The organism is Streptomyces sp. VNUA24, assembly GCF_029167005.1.
In the GTDB taxonomy this organism is placed as follows: Bacteria; Actinomycetota; Actinomycetes; order Streptomycetales; family Streptomycetaceae; genus Streptomyces; species Streptomyces scabiei.
Genome location: NZ_CP119143.1, coordinates 8,609,622 through 8,623,221 on the forward strand (window position 1 = coordinate 8,609,622; position 13,600 = coordinate 8,623,221).

Consider the following 13,600-nt stretch of genomic DNA (forward strand, 5'->3'; position numbering starts at 1 on the left):
GTGTGTCGGGTGAACGACATGTGATCGTCCGAGGTCGACCCCCGACGAGATCCGGAAGAGTAGCAGTGATCGTGAAAGGGGTTCGTACGTGGCTTCGAACGCCGTCTTGCAGGGAGAACTCCGTTTTCGTAACACGGAGAAAACCTGAACCAGGTTCAACGGGGGAACAATCCAGCCAGCATCCGCGCGTGGTCAACGCATGTCACTAGGAGCACCGTTCATGTCCGAGGCACAGAAGGCTGCCGACCGGCCCGCACCCGAACCGCCCGGGGCGAACAGCGTCGATCGCTTCTTCAGGATCAGCGCCCGGGGGTCCACCTTCGCCCGTGAGATACGCGGCGGCCTCGCCACGTTCTTCACGATGGCGTACATCCTTGTCCTGAATCCCATCATCCTCGGCAATGCCAAGGACAAGTACGGCCACACCCTCGACGGCGCCGAACTCGTCACCGCCACCGCCCTCGTGGCCGCGGTGATGACGATCGTCATGGGCGTCGGCGGCAACCTGCCGCTCGCCCTCGCCGCCGGCCTCGGGCTCAACGCGGTCGTCGCCTTCCAGATAGCCCCGCTGATGAGCTGGCCCGACGCGATGGGCCTGGTCGTCCTCGAAGGTCTGCTGATCTGCGTCCTGGTGGTCACGGGTCTGCGCGAGGCCGTCATGCACGCCATACCGCAGCCGCTCAAGCAGGCGATCAGCGTCGGCATCGGCCTGTTCATCGCCTTCATCGGCTTCGTCGACGCCGGGTTCGTCACCCGCATCCCCGACATCGCGAACACCACCGTGCCGGTCCAGCTCGGCGCCGGCGGCGCGCTCTCCGGCTGGCCGATCCTGGTGTTCTGCGCCGGTGTCCTGCTGACCGTCGCCCTCCTCGCCCGCAAGGTGCGGGGCGCCATCCTCATCAGCATCCTGACGATGACGGTCGTCGCGATCGTGATCAACTCGGTGGCCGACATCAAGAGCTGGGGCCTCACCACCCCGAAGGTCCCCGGCGACCTCGTCGCCGCCCCCGAGTTCGGACTGATCGGCGACTTCAGCCTGTTCGGCTCCTTCGGCGAGACCACCGTCATCACGGTCGTCCTGCTCATCTTCACCCTGCTGCTCTCGGACTTCTTCGACACCATGGGCACGGTCGTCGGCATCACCGCCGAGGCCGGGCTGCTGGACGAGGAGGGCAAGGTCCCGAACCTCGGCCGGGTCCTCCTCATCGACGGCGCGGCGGCCGTCGCCGGCGGCGCCTCCTCCTCGTCCTCCGCGACCTCCTACATCGAGTCCGCGGCCGGCGTCGGCGAGGGCGCCCGCACCGGCTTCGCCAACCTGGTCACCGGCGGCCTCTTCGCGGTGGCCCTCTTCCTGACCCCGCTGCTGACCATCGTCCCCATGCAGGCCGCCGCGCCCGCGCTCGTCGCCGTCGGCTTCCTGATGATGACCCAGGTCAAGCACATCGACTGGGACAAGTACGAGATCGCCATCCCGGCGTTCCTCACCATCGCGGTGATGCCGTTCACCTACTCCATCACCAACGGCATCGGCGCCGGCTTCCTCGCCTTCGTCCTGATCAAGACGGTGCTGGGCAAGGCCAAGGAGATCCACTGGCTGCTGTGGGCCACCTCGGCGCTGTTCCTGGTCTACTTCGCGATCAACCCGATCCAGCAGCTGTTCGGCGTGCGGTGACGCCGTTCGCACGCTGACGGCGAAGGGCCGCCCTCCGGGGGGAGTGAGGGCGGCCCTTCTTCTTCAGGTGGTCTCACCCCTTCAACGCCGCCTCCATCACAGCCCTCGCGACCGGCGCGGCCAACCCGTTGCCGCTGACCTCCGACCGCGCCGCGTTCGACTGCTCCACGACGACCGCGACGGCGACCGCCTTGCCGCCGGCCTTCCCGTACGACGTGAACCAGGCGTACGGCGTCTTGCTGTTGTTCTCGCCGTGCTGGGCCGTACCGGTCTTGCCGCCCACGGTCACCCCGCCGATCCGGGCATTCGTGCCCGTGCCGTCCTCGACGACCGTCCGCATCGCCGACTGCAGCTGCTCCGCCGTGCGGGCGCTCATGATCTGCTGCGAGCCGGCCTCGGAGTCGTAGTCCTCCAGGACGTCACCGCTTCCGTCGGTGATCTGCGCCACCATGTGCGGCGCCACCAGCCTGCCGCCGTCGGCGATCGCCGCGGACACCATCGCCATCTGCAGCGGCGTCGCGGTGACGTCGTACTGACCGATGCCCGTCAGGGCCGTGGAGGACTTGTCCATGCCCGTCGGATAGACGCTCTCGTAGGCCCGTACCGGCACGTCCTGTGTCTTGTCGTCGAAGCCGAACCTCTCCGCCATCGCCCGCACCTTGTCCTGGCCGAGGGAGACCGCCATCCTCGCGAAGACGTTGTTGCACGAGTACTGCAGCGCCGTACGGATCGTGGCGTTCTCGCAGGGCGCGCTCGGGTTCTCGTTCGACAGGGGTGTGGTCGTGCCCGGCAGGGTGTACGGGTCCGGGCTCACCGTCCTGGTGTCCACCGACGCGTACAGCCCGTCCTCCAGCGCGGCCGCCGCCACGACCAGCTTGAACGTCGACCCCGGCGGCAGCGGCTGACGCAGCGCCCGGTTGGTCAGCGGCTTGTCCGGGTCGGCGTTCAGCTTCTTCCAGGCCGTGCCGGCGGTGTTCGCGTCAGTCAGCGAGGACGGATCGTACGACGGCGTCGACACCACCGCGAGGATCTTCCCGGTCGCCGGGTCGATGGCGACGGCCGCGCCCTTCTTGTCGCCGAGCGCGTCGTAGGCCGCCTTCTGCACGGCCGGGTCGATCGTGGTGATCACATCGCCCGGTTCGGCCCGCTGCCCGGTGACCGTGTCCATCACGTTCCGCAGCCGCAGGTCGGTGCCGTCGAGCAGGTCCTGGTAGACGCCCTCCAGCTGCGTCGGCGCGTAGGCCTGCGAGGCGTAGCCCGTGACCGCCGCGTACAGCTCACCGTCGGTGTACGTGCGCTTGTACGCGAGGTCGCTGTCCTTGGTGCGGGCCGAGCCGGTGATCGCGTCGCCGGCCACGATGATGTTCCCCAGCGGGTCCGCGTACGTCCTGATCGCGTTGCGCCGGTTGTCCGGGGAGTCCGCGAGGGCCGTGCCCTCGTAGAACTGCACCCAGGTCGCCCGGACCAGCAGGGCGAGCACGAGCAGCAGGCAGAAGACGGCGGAGCGCCTGATCGTCTTGTTCATGGCACCTGAGAAGACGAGCGGGATGCGATCGGTCGTTCCGTTCGCCCGGCTTTCTCATGGGGTCCTCATGTGGCCGGGGTTGCCACCGGGCCGTTCCGCGAGGCGGGTCAGAGTCTGCGCGTCGCCAGCGTCAGCCGGTCGCGGGCGTCGAAGAGGGCGTCCTTGACCAGCTGCTCGTGTGCGGGGGTCAGCCGGGCCACCGGGACCGAGCAGCTGATGGCGTCACGGGCCGGCGTGCGGTACGGGATCGCCACACCGAAGCAGCGCAGCCCGAGCGTGTTCTCCTCGCGGTCCACGGAGAAGCCCTGCTCGCGGATCTGGCGCAGCTCCTCGATGAGCCGCTCCCGGTCGGTGATCGTGTGCTCGGTCAGCGCCGGCAGCGTCTCCGGGAGCATCTTGCGCACCTGCTCGTCGGTGTGGGTGGCCAGCAGTGCCTTGCCCAGCGAGGTGGAGTGCGCGGGCAGCCGGCGGCCGACCCGGGTGAAGGGGCGCAGATAGTGCTGCGACTGCCGGGTGGCCAGATAGACGACGTTCGTGCCGTCGAGGCGGGCCAGGTGGATGGTCTCCGTGGTGTCGTCCGACAGCCGGTCCAGCGTCGGCCGGGCGAGGGCCACCACCTCGTCGCCGTCGATGTACGACGTGCCCACGAGCAGGGCCCGCACCCCGATGCCGTAGCGGGTGCCCGTCGCGTCCGTCTCGACCCAGCCCAGCTCCACGAGGGTGCGGAGCAACATGTAGAGACTGGACTTGGGGTAACCGACGGCTTCCTGGACGGCCGCCAGCGAGTGCATTCCGGGGCGCCCGGCGAAGTATTCCAGCAGCTCAACGGTCCTCACCGCCGACTTGACCTGCGCTCCGCCGCCCGTCTCGACTGCCGACATCGCCCTTGACCCCTTCGTTGGACGGGAAATAGTCTCCGATACCGAGTATTCATCATCAGAGACAGCGTTCAGCATATCGAACGACCCTGGTGAATGACCCAGAAACACCTCTGGGAATTGACCCAGATATACGTGGAGGAACCCGCGGTGGCAGCAGCACCAGTCTGGAGTGTCGACCCCCGAACCGGGAAGCAGCGCGAGCAGGTTGCGGTGGAGGCCACAGCCCAGGAGGTGGACGCCGCCGTCCGCGCGGCGCACGCCGCCCGAGCCTCCCTCGCCGACCGGACCGTCCGTTCGGCCTTCCTGCGCACGGCCGCCGACCAGCTCCAGGCGGCCAAGGACCAGCTCGTCGAGGTCGCCGACGCGGAGACCGCGCTCGGCCCGGTCCGGCTCACCGGCGAACTCGCCCGCACCTGCTACCAGCTGCGGGCCTTCGCCGACATCGTGGACGAGGGCGCCTTCCTCGACGTGGTGATCAACCACCCCGACGACACCGCCACGCCGCCCATCCCGGACCTGCGCCGCTACAAGGTCCCGCTCGGCGTCGTGGCCGTCTACTCGGCGTCCAACTTCCCCTTCGCGTTCTCCGTCCCCGGCGGCGACACCGCGAGCGCGCTGGCCGCCGGCTGCCCGGTGGTCGTCAAGGCCCACCCCGACCACCCGGCGCTGTCCGAGCTGGTCGCGATCGTGCTGCGCCGGGCCGCCGCCGAGCACGGCATCCCCGAGGGCGTCCTCGGCCTCGTGCACGGCTTCGAGGCGGGCGTCGAGCTGGTCAAGCACCCGCTCGTCACCGCCGCCGGCTTCACCGGTTCGGTACGCGGCGGCCGGGCCCTGTTCGACGCGGCCGCCGCCCGGCCAGTGCCGATCCCGTTCCACGGCGAGCTGGGCTCCCTGAACCCCGTGCTCGTCACCGAGGCCGCCGCCGCCGAGCGCGCCGAGGCGATCGGTGCCGGACTCGCCGGGTCGATGACCCTCGGCGTCGGCCAGTTCTGCGTGAAGCCCGGCCTGGTGCTGGCGCCCGCCGGTGACGCCGGTGACCGCCTGCTCAAGTCGCTCACCGACGCGGTCAGCGACGTCGGCTCCGGGGTGCTGCTGGACCACCGGATGCGCGACAACTTCCTCGCCGGGGTCGCCGAGCGCGCCGAACTGCCCGACGTGGAGTCGCCGGTGACCGCCGGCGCGGGCGGCGACCACACCGTCAGCCCCGGCTTCCTGACCGTCCCCGCGGGCAGGCTGGCGGCCGAGGGCGAGCACGACCTGCTCCTGGAGGAGTGCTTCGGGCCGCTCACGGTCGTGGCGCGCTACACGGACGAGGACGAGGCCAAGTCGGTACTCTCCCGGCTGCCCGGCAACCTCACCGCGACCGTGCACGTGTCCGGCGAGGAAGCCGCGGAGGGCGGGCGCGGACCGGAGCTGCTGGCCGAGCTGACGCCGCTGGCCGGGCGCGTGCTCGTGAACGGCTGGCCGACCGGTGTGGCCGTGGCCGCGGCCCAGCACCACGGCGGTCCCTACCCCGCCACCACCTCGACGTCCACCTCCGTCGGCGGTACGGCGATCGAGCGGTGGCTGCGGCCGGTGGCCTACCAGGGGGCGCCCTCGGCGCTGCTCCCGCCGGAGCTGCGGGACGAGAACCCGCTGGGGCTGCCGCGGCGGTTCAACGGAGTGCTGGAACGATGACGGCGGCGCCGTAGGGGTTCGGTTCGGTTTCGGACTGCGCGAGCGTCGTGGTCGCTCGCGCAGTTCCCCGCGCCCCATCGGGGCGCGGCAGGGGGCCGGGAGCTGCGAGAATCCCCCGATGGACCTTGAAATCCCCGAACTCCCCTTCTCCCTCCGCACCTACGGCCCCGACGGGCACTGGTCCTACGAGGACGGGGTGCTCACCGGGTGGGCCGGTGCCCGGCAGGACCGGTTCGTGCCGCCCACCGGTGACGGGCTGGACCCCGCGTCGGACGCGCCCCGGCTGCTGGGGGCGCCGGAGGGGGACTTCCAGCTGATCGCGAAGGTCACCGTCGGCTTCGCCGCCGGGTTCGACGCGGGTGTGCTGTACGTCCACGTGGGGCCGCGGGCCTGGGCGAAGCTCTGCCTGGAGTACTCGCCCGACGTGCCGACCGTGTGCACGGTGGTCACCCGGGGCCACTCGGACGACGCCAACTCCTTCACCGTGGAGGGCAGTTCGGTCTGGCTGCGGGTCAGCCGCACCGGCCGGGCCTTCGCCTTCCACGCCTCGCGCGACGGCAAGCGCTGGATCTTCGTCCGCCTCTTCACCCTCTCCGACCCCTACGAGAGCGGTGCCGCCCTCGTCGGCTTCATGACCCAGTCCCCGATGGGCGAGGGCTGCGTGGTCACCTACGACGAGATCGAGTTCCGCCCGAACTGGCCCGAGGACCTGCGCAACGGCAGCTGAGCCGCGTCCGTGCGTCCTTCGGGGTGCGGGGAACCGTGCCGCCTCCCGGCACGTCCTCCCTCACATGATCAACGACCGTGTGACCCGCGGCACCGGAGCGCGAGTGATCAGGACTGCGCTTCCCGCCGACGCCCCGGCCGTCATCGCCCTGCACGCCCGGGCCCGCGCCACGTACTACCCGGACGGTGTCCCCGCGGACGGCCCCGACTGGCCGGCCGCCTGGCGGGAGGCCGTCGAACGCCCGGACCGCCATGTCCTGTGCGCCGTGGAGGGCGGCCGCATCACTGCCGTCGCGTCTTTCCGTACGGAGAGCGACGCCCCCGCCGGCACCATCCACCTCGCCCAGTTCCACGTCGACCCCGGCCACTGGCGCCGCGGCACCGGCCGGGCCCTGCACGCGGCCTGCGTGGAGGCGTGGCGGGCGGACGACGTGCACACGGCCGGTCTCTCCGTCCACGTCGACAACCTCCGGGCGCGGGCCTTCTATGCCCGCCTGGGCTGGATCCCGGACCCACGGCACCCGCCCGCCGCCGGTGACCACCACGTCCTGCTCTCCTACACGGTGACCGAAGACGATTCCGGCCGCGAATGAGCGCTGCCGGGCATGGACGCGGCCGGGAATGAGGCGGGCTGCTTGAACGTTCATCCACCGTAGAAGCGGAGGCCGACTCCGTCCCCGTACGACCTGGAGAGAGCTGAACCATGCGCGTCGAGATCTGGAGCGACATCGCCTGCCCCTGGTGCTATGTGGGCAAGGCCCGCTTCGAGAAGGCGCTCGCCGCCTTCCCGCACCGCGACGGCGTCGAGGTGGTGCACCGCTCCTTCGAGCTCGACCCGGGCCGCGCCAAGGACGACATCCAGCCGGTCCTCACCATGCTGAGCAAGAAGTACGGGATGAGCGAGGCGCAGGCCCAGGCCGGCGAGCACAACCTGCGCGAGCAGGCCGGCGCCGAGGGCCTCGCCTACCGGGCCGAGGGCCGCGACCACGGCAACACCTTCGACATGCACCGCCTGCTGCACCTCGCCAAGGAGGAGGGACGCCAGAGCGAGCTGCTCCAGGCGTTCTACCGGGCGAACTTCGCCGAGGAGCGGTCCGTGTACGCCGACGCGGACGAGTACCTGGTCGAGCTGGCCGTGGGCGCGGGGCTGGAGGAGGGCGCGGTCCGCGGGGTGCTCGCCGACCCCGACGCGTACGCCGACGCCGTCCGTGCCGACGAGCGCGAGGCGGCGGAGCTGGGGGCGAACGGGGTGCCGTTCTTCGTCCTGGACCGCAAGTACGGCGTCTCCGGCGCCCAGCCCGCCGAGGTGTTCGAGCGGGCGCTCACGCAGGCGTGGGGCGAGAGGCCCGCGCCCCTGAAGGCCGTCGCGGCCGAGGGTGCGGAGGTCTGCGGGCCGGACGGGTGTGCCGTCCCGCAGCAGGCGTAGCAGACGAACGGCGCAGGTCAGCGGCCATCCATAAGTATCGCTTGGGGGAAACGCGCAGAACATCTCCATGGACGGGGGGTGCGCGCGGACCCCACAGTGGTGCCATGGAGACCTTCGAGAGCCTCGTCAGGACCGAGTTCGCCCCGAAGAACACCTATCTGGACACCGCGAGCACCGGACTGCTGCCGGCCCGCACGGTGGCCGCGATGAAGGACGGCGTGGAGTCGGTCGCGGCCGGCCGGCCGCAGGACATGTTCGCCGACGTGGAGGCCGCGCGGGCGGCCTTCGGGCGGATCGTCGGGGTGCCCGACGCCCGGGTGGCGGCCGGTGCCTCGGTCGCCGTCTACAGCGGACTGGTCGCCGCCTCGCTGCCCGAGGGCGCCGAGGTGGTGACCGCCGAGGGCGACTTCACCTCCCTCGTGAATCCCTTCCACGTGCGCGGCGACCTCAAGGTGCGCCAGGTGCCGCTGGAGCGCGTCGCCGAGTCGGTGCGCCCCGGCACGGCGCTCGTCGCGGTGAGCGCCGCCCAGTCCGCCGACGGCCGGATCGCCGACCTGGCCGCCATCCGGGAGGCCGCGCGGGCGCACGGGGCGCGGACGTACGTCGACGCGTCGCAGTCCGCAGGCTGGCTGCCGATCGGGGCCGACGCGTACGACTACGTCGTCTCCGTCGCCTTCAAGTGGCTCGTCTGCCCGCGCGGGGTGACCTTCCTCGTCGTCCCGGAGGACCTCGGCGGCCTCACCCCCCTCTTCGCCGGCTGGGTCGCGGGACAGGTCCCGTGGGACAGCTGCTACGGCCCGGTGGAGGAACTCGCCCGCACCGCCCGCCGGTTCGACGAGAGCCCCAGCCTCTTCTCGTACGCCGGCGCCCGCCGGTCCCTGGCGCTGATCGAGGAACTGGGCGTGACACGGGTGCGGGACCACGACCTGGCGCTGGCCGACCGGTTCCGCGCGGGCCTCGCCCGCCTCGGCCGGGAGCCGGTTCCGGCGCCCGGATCGGCGATCGTCTCGGTGCCCGGACTCGGCCACCGGCAGGCGGAGCTGAGCCGGGCGGGCGTCGAGGTCTCGGACCGCGCCGGCCATCTGCGGGCCGCCTTCCACCTGTACAACACGCCCGCGGATGTCGACCGTCTGCTGGACGTCCTGTCCGGCTGACTTGCCCGGACCCACTGGCGCGGGACCGGGCGGGGGCGCTAGGAAGGCATCACGAGGTGGTGGTGCCGGTGGAGCCGACGCTCGAACAGCCGTCCATCGATGTGGAGTTGCATCGGCGGCTGGTGTACGGGGACGAGTCCGCGCTGCGTGAGGCGTACGCGGCGTACGGGGGGCTCGTCCGGCGGGTGGCCGTCCGGGTCACCCGCAGCCCGGCGGCCGCCGAGGACGTGGCGCAGGAGGTCTTCGCCCAGCTGTGGAGCAGACCGTACGGCTTCGACGCGCGCCGGGGCTCGCTGCGCACCTGGCTCTCCATGGTCGCCCACCGGCGGGCCGTGGACTGGGTGCGCAGTGAGGCCCGGCACCGCAAGGACGCGTGCGCGGACGACTCCGAGCTGCACGCCATCCCCGACGCCGGGCCGGGCCCGGACGAGGCGGTCGTCGACCGCGAGCGCTCCCTGCTGCTGCACACCGCGCTCGCCGGACTGCCGCGCCCGCAGCGGGAGGTGGTCCACCTCGCGTACTTCGCGGGCCGCACCTACCGCCAGGCCGCGGTCGAACTGGGCATACCCGAGGGCACCGCGAAGACGCGGCTGCGCTCCGCCCTGCGCTCCCTGGCCCGGTCCCTCGCCGACCCACCGGACCCGGCGGCGGTGAGGGGCGCGTGATGGGGGCGTACGTGACCGTCTGGACCGCGCCGGGCGTGCGTATCGTGGACGCGGCAGGGCGAAAGGGCGGCGCGCGATGACCAACGACCACGACGGGGTACGGGAGCTGCTGGCCGCCTGGGCGGTCGGCGCGCTGCCCCCCGCCGACCGGCGTACGGTCCCCCTGCACCTGGCCGGCTGCGAGTCGTGCGCCGCGGAGGCCGAACGGCTCCGCGACACCGTACGCCTGCTGGACGGCGGTCCGGCCCCCGCCCGCGACGGCGCCGCCGCCCCGGACGGGAACGCCGACGGCGTCCTCGCGCTCGCCCTGGGCTCCCGCCGCCCCCGCGCCGCCGAGCTGGCCCACCACGCCGCCCCCTACGCCGCCGCCGTGGCCGGACTCCAGGCACTGGTACCGGAACTGGAGGGCCGCTGGGGCACGCCGGTGGTGCACGACTGGGACGCGCACGCCACCGTTGCGCACCTGCTCGCCGCCGACGAACACCTCGCCGTACGCCTCGGCCTGGACACGCCGCTGCCCCCCTCGCAGATCCCGGAGGGGACGCCCCCGGCGGACGCCTGGGCCCGGCGCACCGCCGACGTCATCGCGCACGAGCACGGGCGGGCACCGGGGGAGACGGTCGCCGCCTGGGCGGCGCAGGCCGCCGCGCTGCTGGCCACCCCCGAGGCCGGCGCCCCCGAACTCGCCGCCCGCCCGGTCACGGTGATGGGCCTGCGGCTGCCGGTCGCCGACCACTTCCTGGTCCGCGCCTTCGAGGCGTGGATCCACACCGACGACATCGGCCGCGCGCTCGGCCTGTCCGTCCCCCCGCCGCCGGACGAGCACCTGTGGTCCCTGGTCCGCCTGGCCGTCCGCATCCTCGGCCTGGCCCTGCACGACGCGGCCCCGGTGCGCCTGGAGGTCACCGGCCCCACCGGGACCGGCTGGATCCTCGGCGACGACAGCGGTCCCGTGCTGGCCGCCCTCACCCTGGACCCCGTGGACCTCTGCCTCCTGGTCGGCGGCCGCCACACCCCGGCGGACGTCCCGAGGAGCGTCACCGGCGACGAGGCCGCCGCCCGGGACGTCCTGGAGCGGGCCGCGTCACTGGCCTGGCTCTGAACGCGCGAAAGGGCCGGGCGGCCGCTCGGGGGCGGCGGCCGCCCGGCCCGGCCCGGGTGACGGTGAGGTCACCGCACGGGCCCGGACCCGGTGCTCAGCGCACCGGGGTGAAGTCCCGCGCGCCGATGAACTCCGGACGCCGGATCGGCGCCGCGAAGGGCTCGACGGCCGTGTTCTCCACGCTGTTGAAGACGATGAAGACGTTGCTGCGCGGGAACGGCGTGATGTTGTCGCCGGAGCCGTGCATGCAGTTGCAGTCGAACCAGGTCGCCGAACCGGCCTTGCCGGTGAACAGCTTGATGCCGTACTCGGAGGCCATGGCCGTCAGCGCCTCGTCGGACGGGGTGCCGGCGTCCTGCATCTGCAGGGACTTCTTGTAGTTGTCCTTCGGGGTGGCGCCCGCGCAGCCGAGGAACGTGCGGTGCGACCCCGGCATGATCATCAGACCGCCGTTGGTGTCGTGGTTCTCGGTCAGGGCGATCGAGACGGACACCGTCCGCATGTTCGGCAGACCGTCCTCGGCGTGCCAGGTCTCGAAGTCGGAGTGCCAGTAGAAGCCGGACGCGCCGAACCCCGGCTTGACGTTGATCCGCGACTGGTGGACGTAGACGTCCGAGCCGAGGATCTGCCGGGCCCGTCCGACGACCCGCTCGTCGCGCACCAGCCGCGCGAACAGCTCGCTGATCCGGTGGACCTCGAAGACCGAGCGGATCTCCTGCGACTGCGGCTCGACGATGGAGCGCTCGTCCGCGCGGATCGCCGGATCGGCGACGAGACGCTCCAGCTCCTGCCGGTACACGGCCACCTCGTCCGGCGCGATGAGCTGCTCGACGGGCAGGAAGCCGTCGCGCTCGTACGCCTGGAGTTCGGCGAGCGAGACCGGGCCGGGCGTGGCGGGGGAGCCCCAGACGACCGGGTCCTGACGCGGGACCGACACCTCGGTGGCGCCGCGGGTCGGGTAGAGATCGGTGCGTGTGGTCATGGTGGTCATGGGTCAGCCCTCCTCCGTCAGCAGGGGATAGACGCCGTTCTCGTCGTGGTCCTCCCGGCCGGTCACGGGCGGGTTGAACACACACAGACAGCGGAAGTCCTCCTTGATCCGCATCGTGTGCCGCTCGTGCCCGTCGAGGAGGTACATGGTCCCGGGCGTGATCGTGTACGTCCGCCCGGTCTCGTCGTCGGTCAGCTCGGCCTCGCCCTCGACGCACACCACGGCCTCGACGTGGTTCGCGTACCACATCGACGTCTCCGTACCGGCGTAGAGGACCGTCTCGTGCAGGGAGAAGCCGACCTTCTCCCTGGCGAGGACGATGCGCTTGCTCTCCCACGTGCCGGACGCCGCTTTGACGTGCCGGTCGGTGCCTTCCAGGTCCTTGAAAGAACGGACGATCACGGTGGTTCCTGGCCTCCTTCTCAGCCTTGTCGGATGGTTTCCGTACGGCTCGGACGGTTTCCCGTACGGCTTCAGACGGTCTCCCGTACGGCGCGGGCGAGGACGCGCAGGCCCTCGTCCAGCTCCTCGGGGGTGATGGTGAGCGCGGGCAGCAGCTTGACGACCTCGCTCTCCGGGCCGGACGTCTCGATCAGCAGCCCGAGGTCGAACGCCCGCTTGGCGACCCGTCCCGCGCGCTCCTTCTCGTGGAACTCCAGGCCCCACACCAGGCCGCGGCCCCGGTACTCCTTCACGTCGGCCAGGTTCTCCTCCGTGACGGAGATGAGCGCCTGCTCGACCTGCTCACCGCGCTTGCGGGTCTGCTTCTCCATGGCGGAGCCGTCGGCCCAGTACGCCTCCAGCGCGGCCGTCGCCGTCACGAACGCCGGGTTGTTGCCGCGGAAGGTGCCGTTGTGCTCGCCCGGCTCCCAGATGTCCAGCTCCGGCTTGAACAGGCACAGCGACATCGGCAGTCCGTAGCCGCTGATGGACTTGGAGACGGTGACGATGTCGGGGGTGATGCCCGCCTCCTCGAACGAGAAGAAGGCACCCGTGCGACCGCAGCCCATCTGGATGTCGTCGACGATGAGCAGCATGTCCTGCCGCTCGCACAGCTCGGAGAGCGCGCGCAGCCACTCGGGGCGGGCGACGTTGATGCCGCCCTCGCCCTGCACGGTCTCCACGATCACGGCGGCGGGCTTGTTGAGCCCGGAGCCCTGGTCCTCCAGCAGCCGCTCGAACCACAGGAAGTCCTCGACCGTGCCGTCGAAGTAGTTGTCGAAGGGCATCGGGGTGCCGTGCACCAGCGGGATGCCCGCGCCGGCGCGCTTGAAGGCGTTGCCGGTGACGGCGAGCGAGCCGAGCGACATGCCGTGGAAGGCGTTGGTGAAGGAGACGACCGACTCACGGCCCTTCACCTTCCGCGCCAGCTTCAGCGCCGACTCCACCGCGTTGGTGCCCGTCGGCCCCGGGAACATCACCTTGTACGGCAGGTCGCGCGGCCGCAGCACCAGGTTCTGGAAGGACTCCAGGAACGTCCGCTTGGCGGTCGTCGACATGTCGAGCCCGTGGGTGACGCCGTCCCGCTCCAGATAGTCGATGAGCGCGCGTTTGAGTACGGGGTTGTTGTGGCCGTAGTTGAGCGAGCCGGCTCCGGCGAAGAAGTCGAGGTAGGTGTGGCCGTCCTCGTCGAACATCCGGCTGCCCTGCGCGCGGTCGAAGACGGTGGGCCAGCCGCGGCAGTAGCTGCGCACCTCGGACTCCAGGGTCTCGAAGACGCTCAGGTCCGGCTGGGTGATGGTCACGTCGAATCGCTCCTCGGTGCGTGGGGGAGGGAGTGA

The 13,600-nt window shown here is 71.5% G+C and carries 13 protein-coding genes; 8 read left to right on the forward strand and 5 right to left on the reverse strand.

Annotation, left to right across the window (positions count from 1 at the left end; genetic code table 11):
- Positions 1–220: 220 nt before the first annotated feature.
- Positions 221–1,672: an NCS2 family permease gene (locus PYR72_RS36925; RefSeq protein WP_275459326.1), complete on the forward strand. Its 1,452-nt coding sequence runs from the start codon at positions 221–223 to the stop codon at positions 1,670–1,672.
- A gap of 73 nt (positions 1,673–1,745) precedes the next feature.
- On the opposite strand, the gene PYR72_RS36930 is transcribed toward PYR72_RS36925, so the two are convergent.
- Together PYR72_RS36930 and PYR72_RS36935 are read right to left on the reverse strand one after the other, a co-directional pair.
- Entirely contained in the window at positions 1,746–3,197 is a 1,452-nt protein-coding gene (locus tag PYR72_RS36930) for a penicillin-binding transpeptidase domain-containing protein (protein WP_275459327.1), read from the reverse strand.
- A 107-nt stretch (positions 3,198–3,304) separates the two neighbouring features.
- Positions 3,305–4,078 carry an IclR family transcriptional regulator gene (locus PYR72_RS36935; RefSeq protein WP_013004606.1) on the reverse strand — a complete coding sequence of 258 codons (774 nt, stop codon included), beginning with the start codon at positions 4,076–4,078 and terminating at the stop codon, positions 3,305–3,307.
- Positions 4,079–4,225: 147 nt separating this feature from the next.
- Between PYR72_RS36935 and PYR72_RS36940 the strand changes: the two genes are divergently transcribed.
- The 7 genes from PYR72_RS36940 (at position 4,226) to PYR72_RS36970 (ending at position 10,828) form a co-directional block, all read left to right on the forward strand.
- The gene (locus tag PYR72_RS36940; protein WP_275459328.1) at positions 4,226–5,755 is read left to right on the forward strand and encodes an aldehyde dehydrogenase (NADP(+)); all 1,530 of its coding nucleotides are present in this window, start codon (positions 4,226–4,228) and stop codon (positions 5,753–5,755) included.
- Positions 5,756–5,873: 118 nt separating this feature from the next.
- Positions 5,874–6,482, forward strand: coding sequence for a DUF1349 domain-containing protein (locus PYR72_RS36945; RefSeq protein ID WP_275459329.1), 609 nt, complete (start codon positions 5,874–5,876; stop codon positions 6,480–6,482).
- Positions 6,483–6,546: 64 nt separating this feature from the next.
- Positions 6,547–7,074 (forward strand): GNAT family N-acetyltransferase, encoded by a 528-nt coding sequence (locus PYR72_RS36950; RefSeq protein WP_275459330.1) that lies wholly within the window; start codon positions 6,547–6,549, stop codon positions 7,072–7,074.
- 110 nt (positions 7,075–7,184) lie between these two features.
- Positions 7,185–7,907 carry a DsbA family oxidoreductase gene (locus tag PYR72_RS36955; RefSeq protein ID WP_275459331.1) on the forward strand — a complete coding sequence of 241 codons (723 nt, stop codon included), beginning with the start codon at positions 7,185–7,187 and terminating at the stop codon, positions 7,905–7,907.
- A gap of 104 nt (positions 7,908–8,011) precedes the next feature.
- Positions 8,012–9,061: an aminotransferase class V-fold PLP-dependent enzyme gene (locus tag PYR72_RS36960; RefSeq protein ID WP_275459332.1), complete on the forward strand. Its 1,050-nt coding sequence runs from the start codon at positions 8,012–8,014 to the stop codon at positions 9,059–9,061.
- 56 nt (positions 9,062–9,117) lie between these two features.
- On the forward strand, positions 9,118–9,726 hold the full coding sequence (locus PYR72_RS36965) for a sigma-70 family RNA polymerase sigma factor (protein WP_275459333.1): 609 nt from the start codon (positions 9,118–9,120) through the stop codon (positions 9,724–9,726).
- A 76-nt stretch (positions 9,727–9,802) separates the two neighbouring features.
- Positions 9,803–10,828: a maleylpyruvate isomerase family mycothiol-dependent enzyme gene (locus PYR72_RS36970; RefSeq protein ID WP_275459334.1), complete on the forward strand. Its 1,026-nt coding sequence runs from the start codon at positions 9,803–9,805 to the stop codon at positions 10,826–10,828.
- Between the two features lie 94 nt (positions 10,829–10,922).
- Here PYR72_RS36970 and thpD read toward each other — a convergent pair whose 3' ends face one another.
- The 3 genes from thpD to ectB all read right to left on the reverse strand — a co-directional run bounded on the left by thpD (position 10,923) and on the right by ectB (position 13,564).
- On the reverse strand, positions 10,923–11,819 hold the full coding sequence (thpD, locus tag PYR72_RS36975; protein WP_275459335.1) for an ectoine hydroxylase: 897 nt from the start codon (positions 11,817–11,819) through the stop codon (positions 10,923–10,925).
- A 3-nt stretch (positions 11,820–11,822) separates the two neighbouring features.
- Positions 11,823–12,221 (reverse strand): ectoine synthase, encoded by a 399-nt coding sequence (locus tag PYR72_RS36980; RefSeq protein WP_275459336.1) that lies wholly within the window; start codon positions 12,219–12,221, stop codon positions 11,823–11,825.
- Positions 12,222–12,292: 71 nt separating this feature from the next.
- Positions 12,293–13,564 carry a diaminobutyrate--2-oxoglutarate transaminase gene (ectB, locus tag PYR72_RS36985; protein WP_275459337.1) on the reverse strand — a complete coding sequence of 424 codons (1,272 nt, stop codon included), beginning with the start codon at positions 13,562–13,564 and terminating at the stop codon, positions 12,293–12,295.
- Between the last annotated feature and the right edge of the window lie 36 nt (positions 13,565–13,600).

Coding starts and splice junctions, on each gene's coding strand:
- PYR72_RS36955 (WP_275459331.1), top strand. CDS start 7,185: ATGCGCGTCGAGATCTGGAGCGACATCGCCTGCCCCTGGTGCTATGTG.
- PYR72_RS36945 (WP_275459329.1), top strand. CDS start 5,874: ATGGACCTTGAAATCCCCGAACTCCCCTTCTCCCTCCGCACCTACGGC.
- PYR72_RS36930 (WP_275459327.1), bottom strand. CDS start 3,197: ATGAACAAGACGATCAGGCGCTCCGCCGTCTTCTGCCTGCTGCTCGTG.
- PYR72_RS36950 (WP_275459330.1), top strand. CDS start 6,547: ATGATCAACGACCGTGTGACCCGCGGCACCGGAGCGCGAGTGATCAGG.
- thpD (WP_275459335.1), bottom strand. CDS start 11,819: ATGACCACCATGACCACACGCACCGATCTCTACCCGACCCGCGGCGCC.
- PYR72_RS36970 (WP_275459334.1), top strand. CDS start 9,803: ATGACCAACGACCACGACGGGGTACGGGAGCTGCTGGCCGCCTGGGCG.
- PYR72_RS36935 (WP_013004606.1), bottom strand. CDS start 4,078: ATGTCGGCAGTCGAGACGGGCGGCGGAGCGCAGGTCAAGTCGGCGGTG.
- PYR72_RS36960 (WP_275459332.1), top strand. CDS start 8,012: ATGGAGACCTTCGAGAGCCTCGTCAGGACCGAGTTCGCCCCGAAGAAC.
- PYR72_RS36925 (WP_275459326.1), top strand. CDS start 221: ATGTCCGAGGCACAGAAGGCTGCCGACCGGCCCGCACCCGAACCGCCC.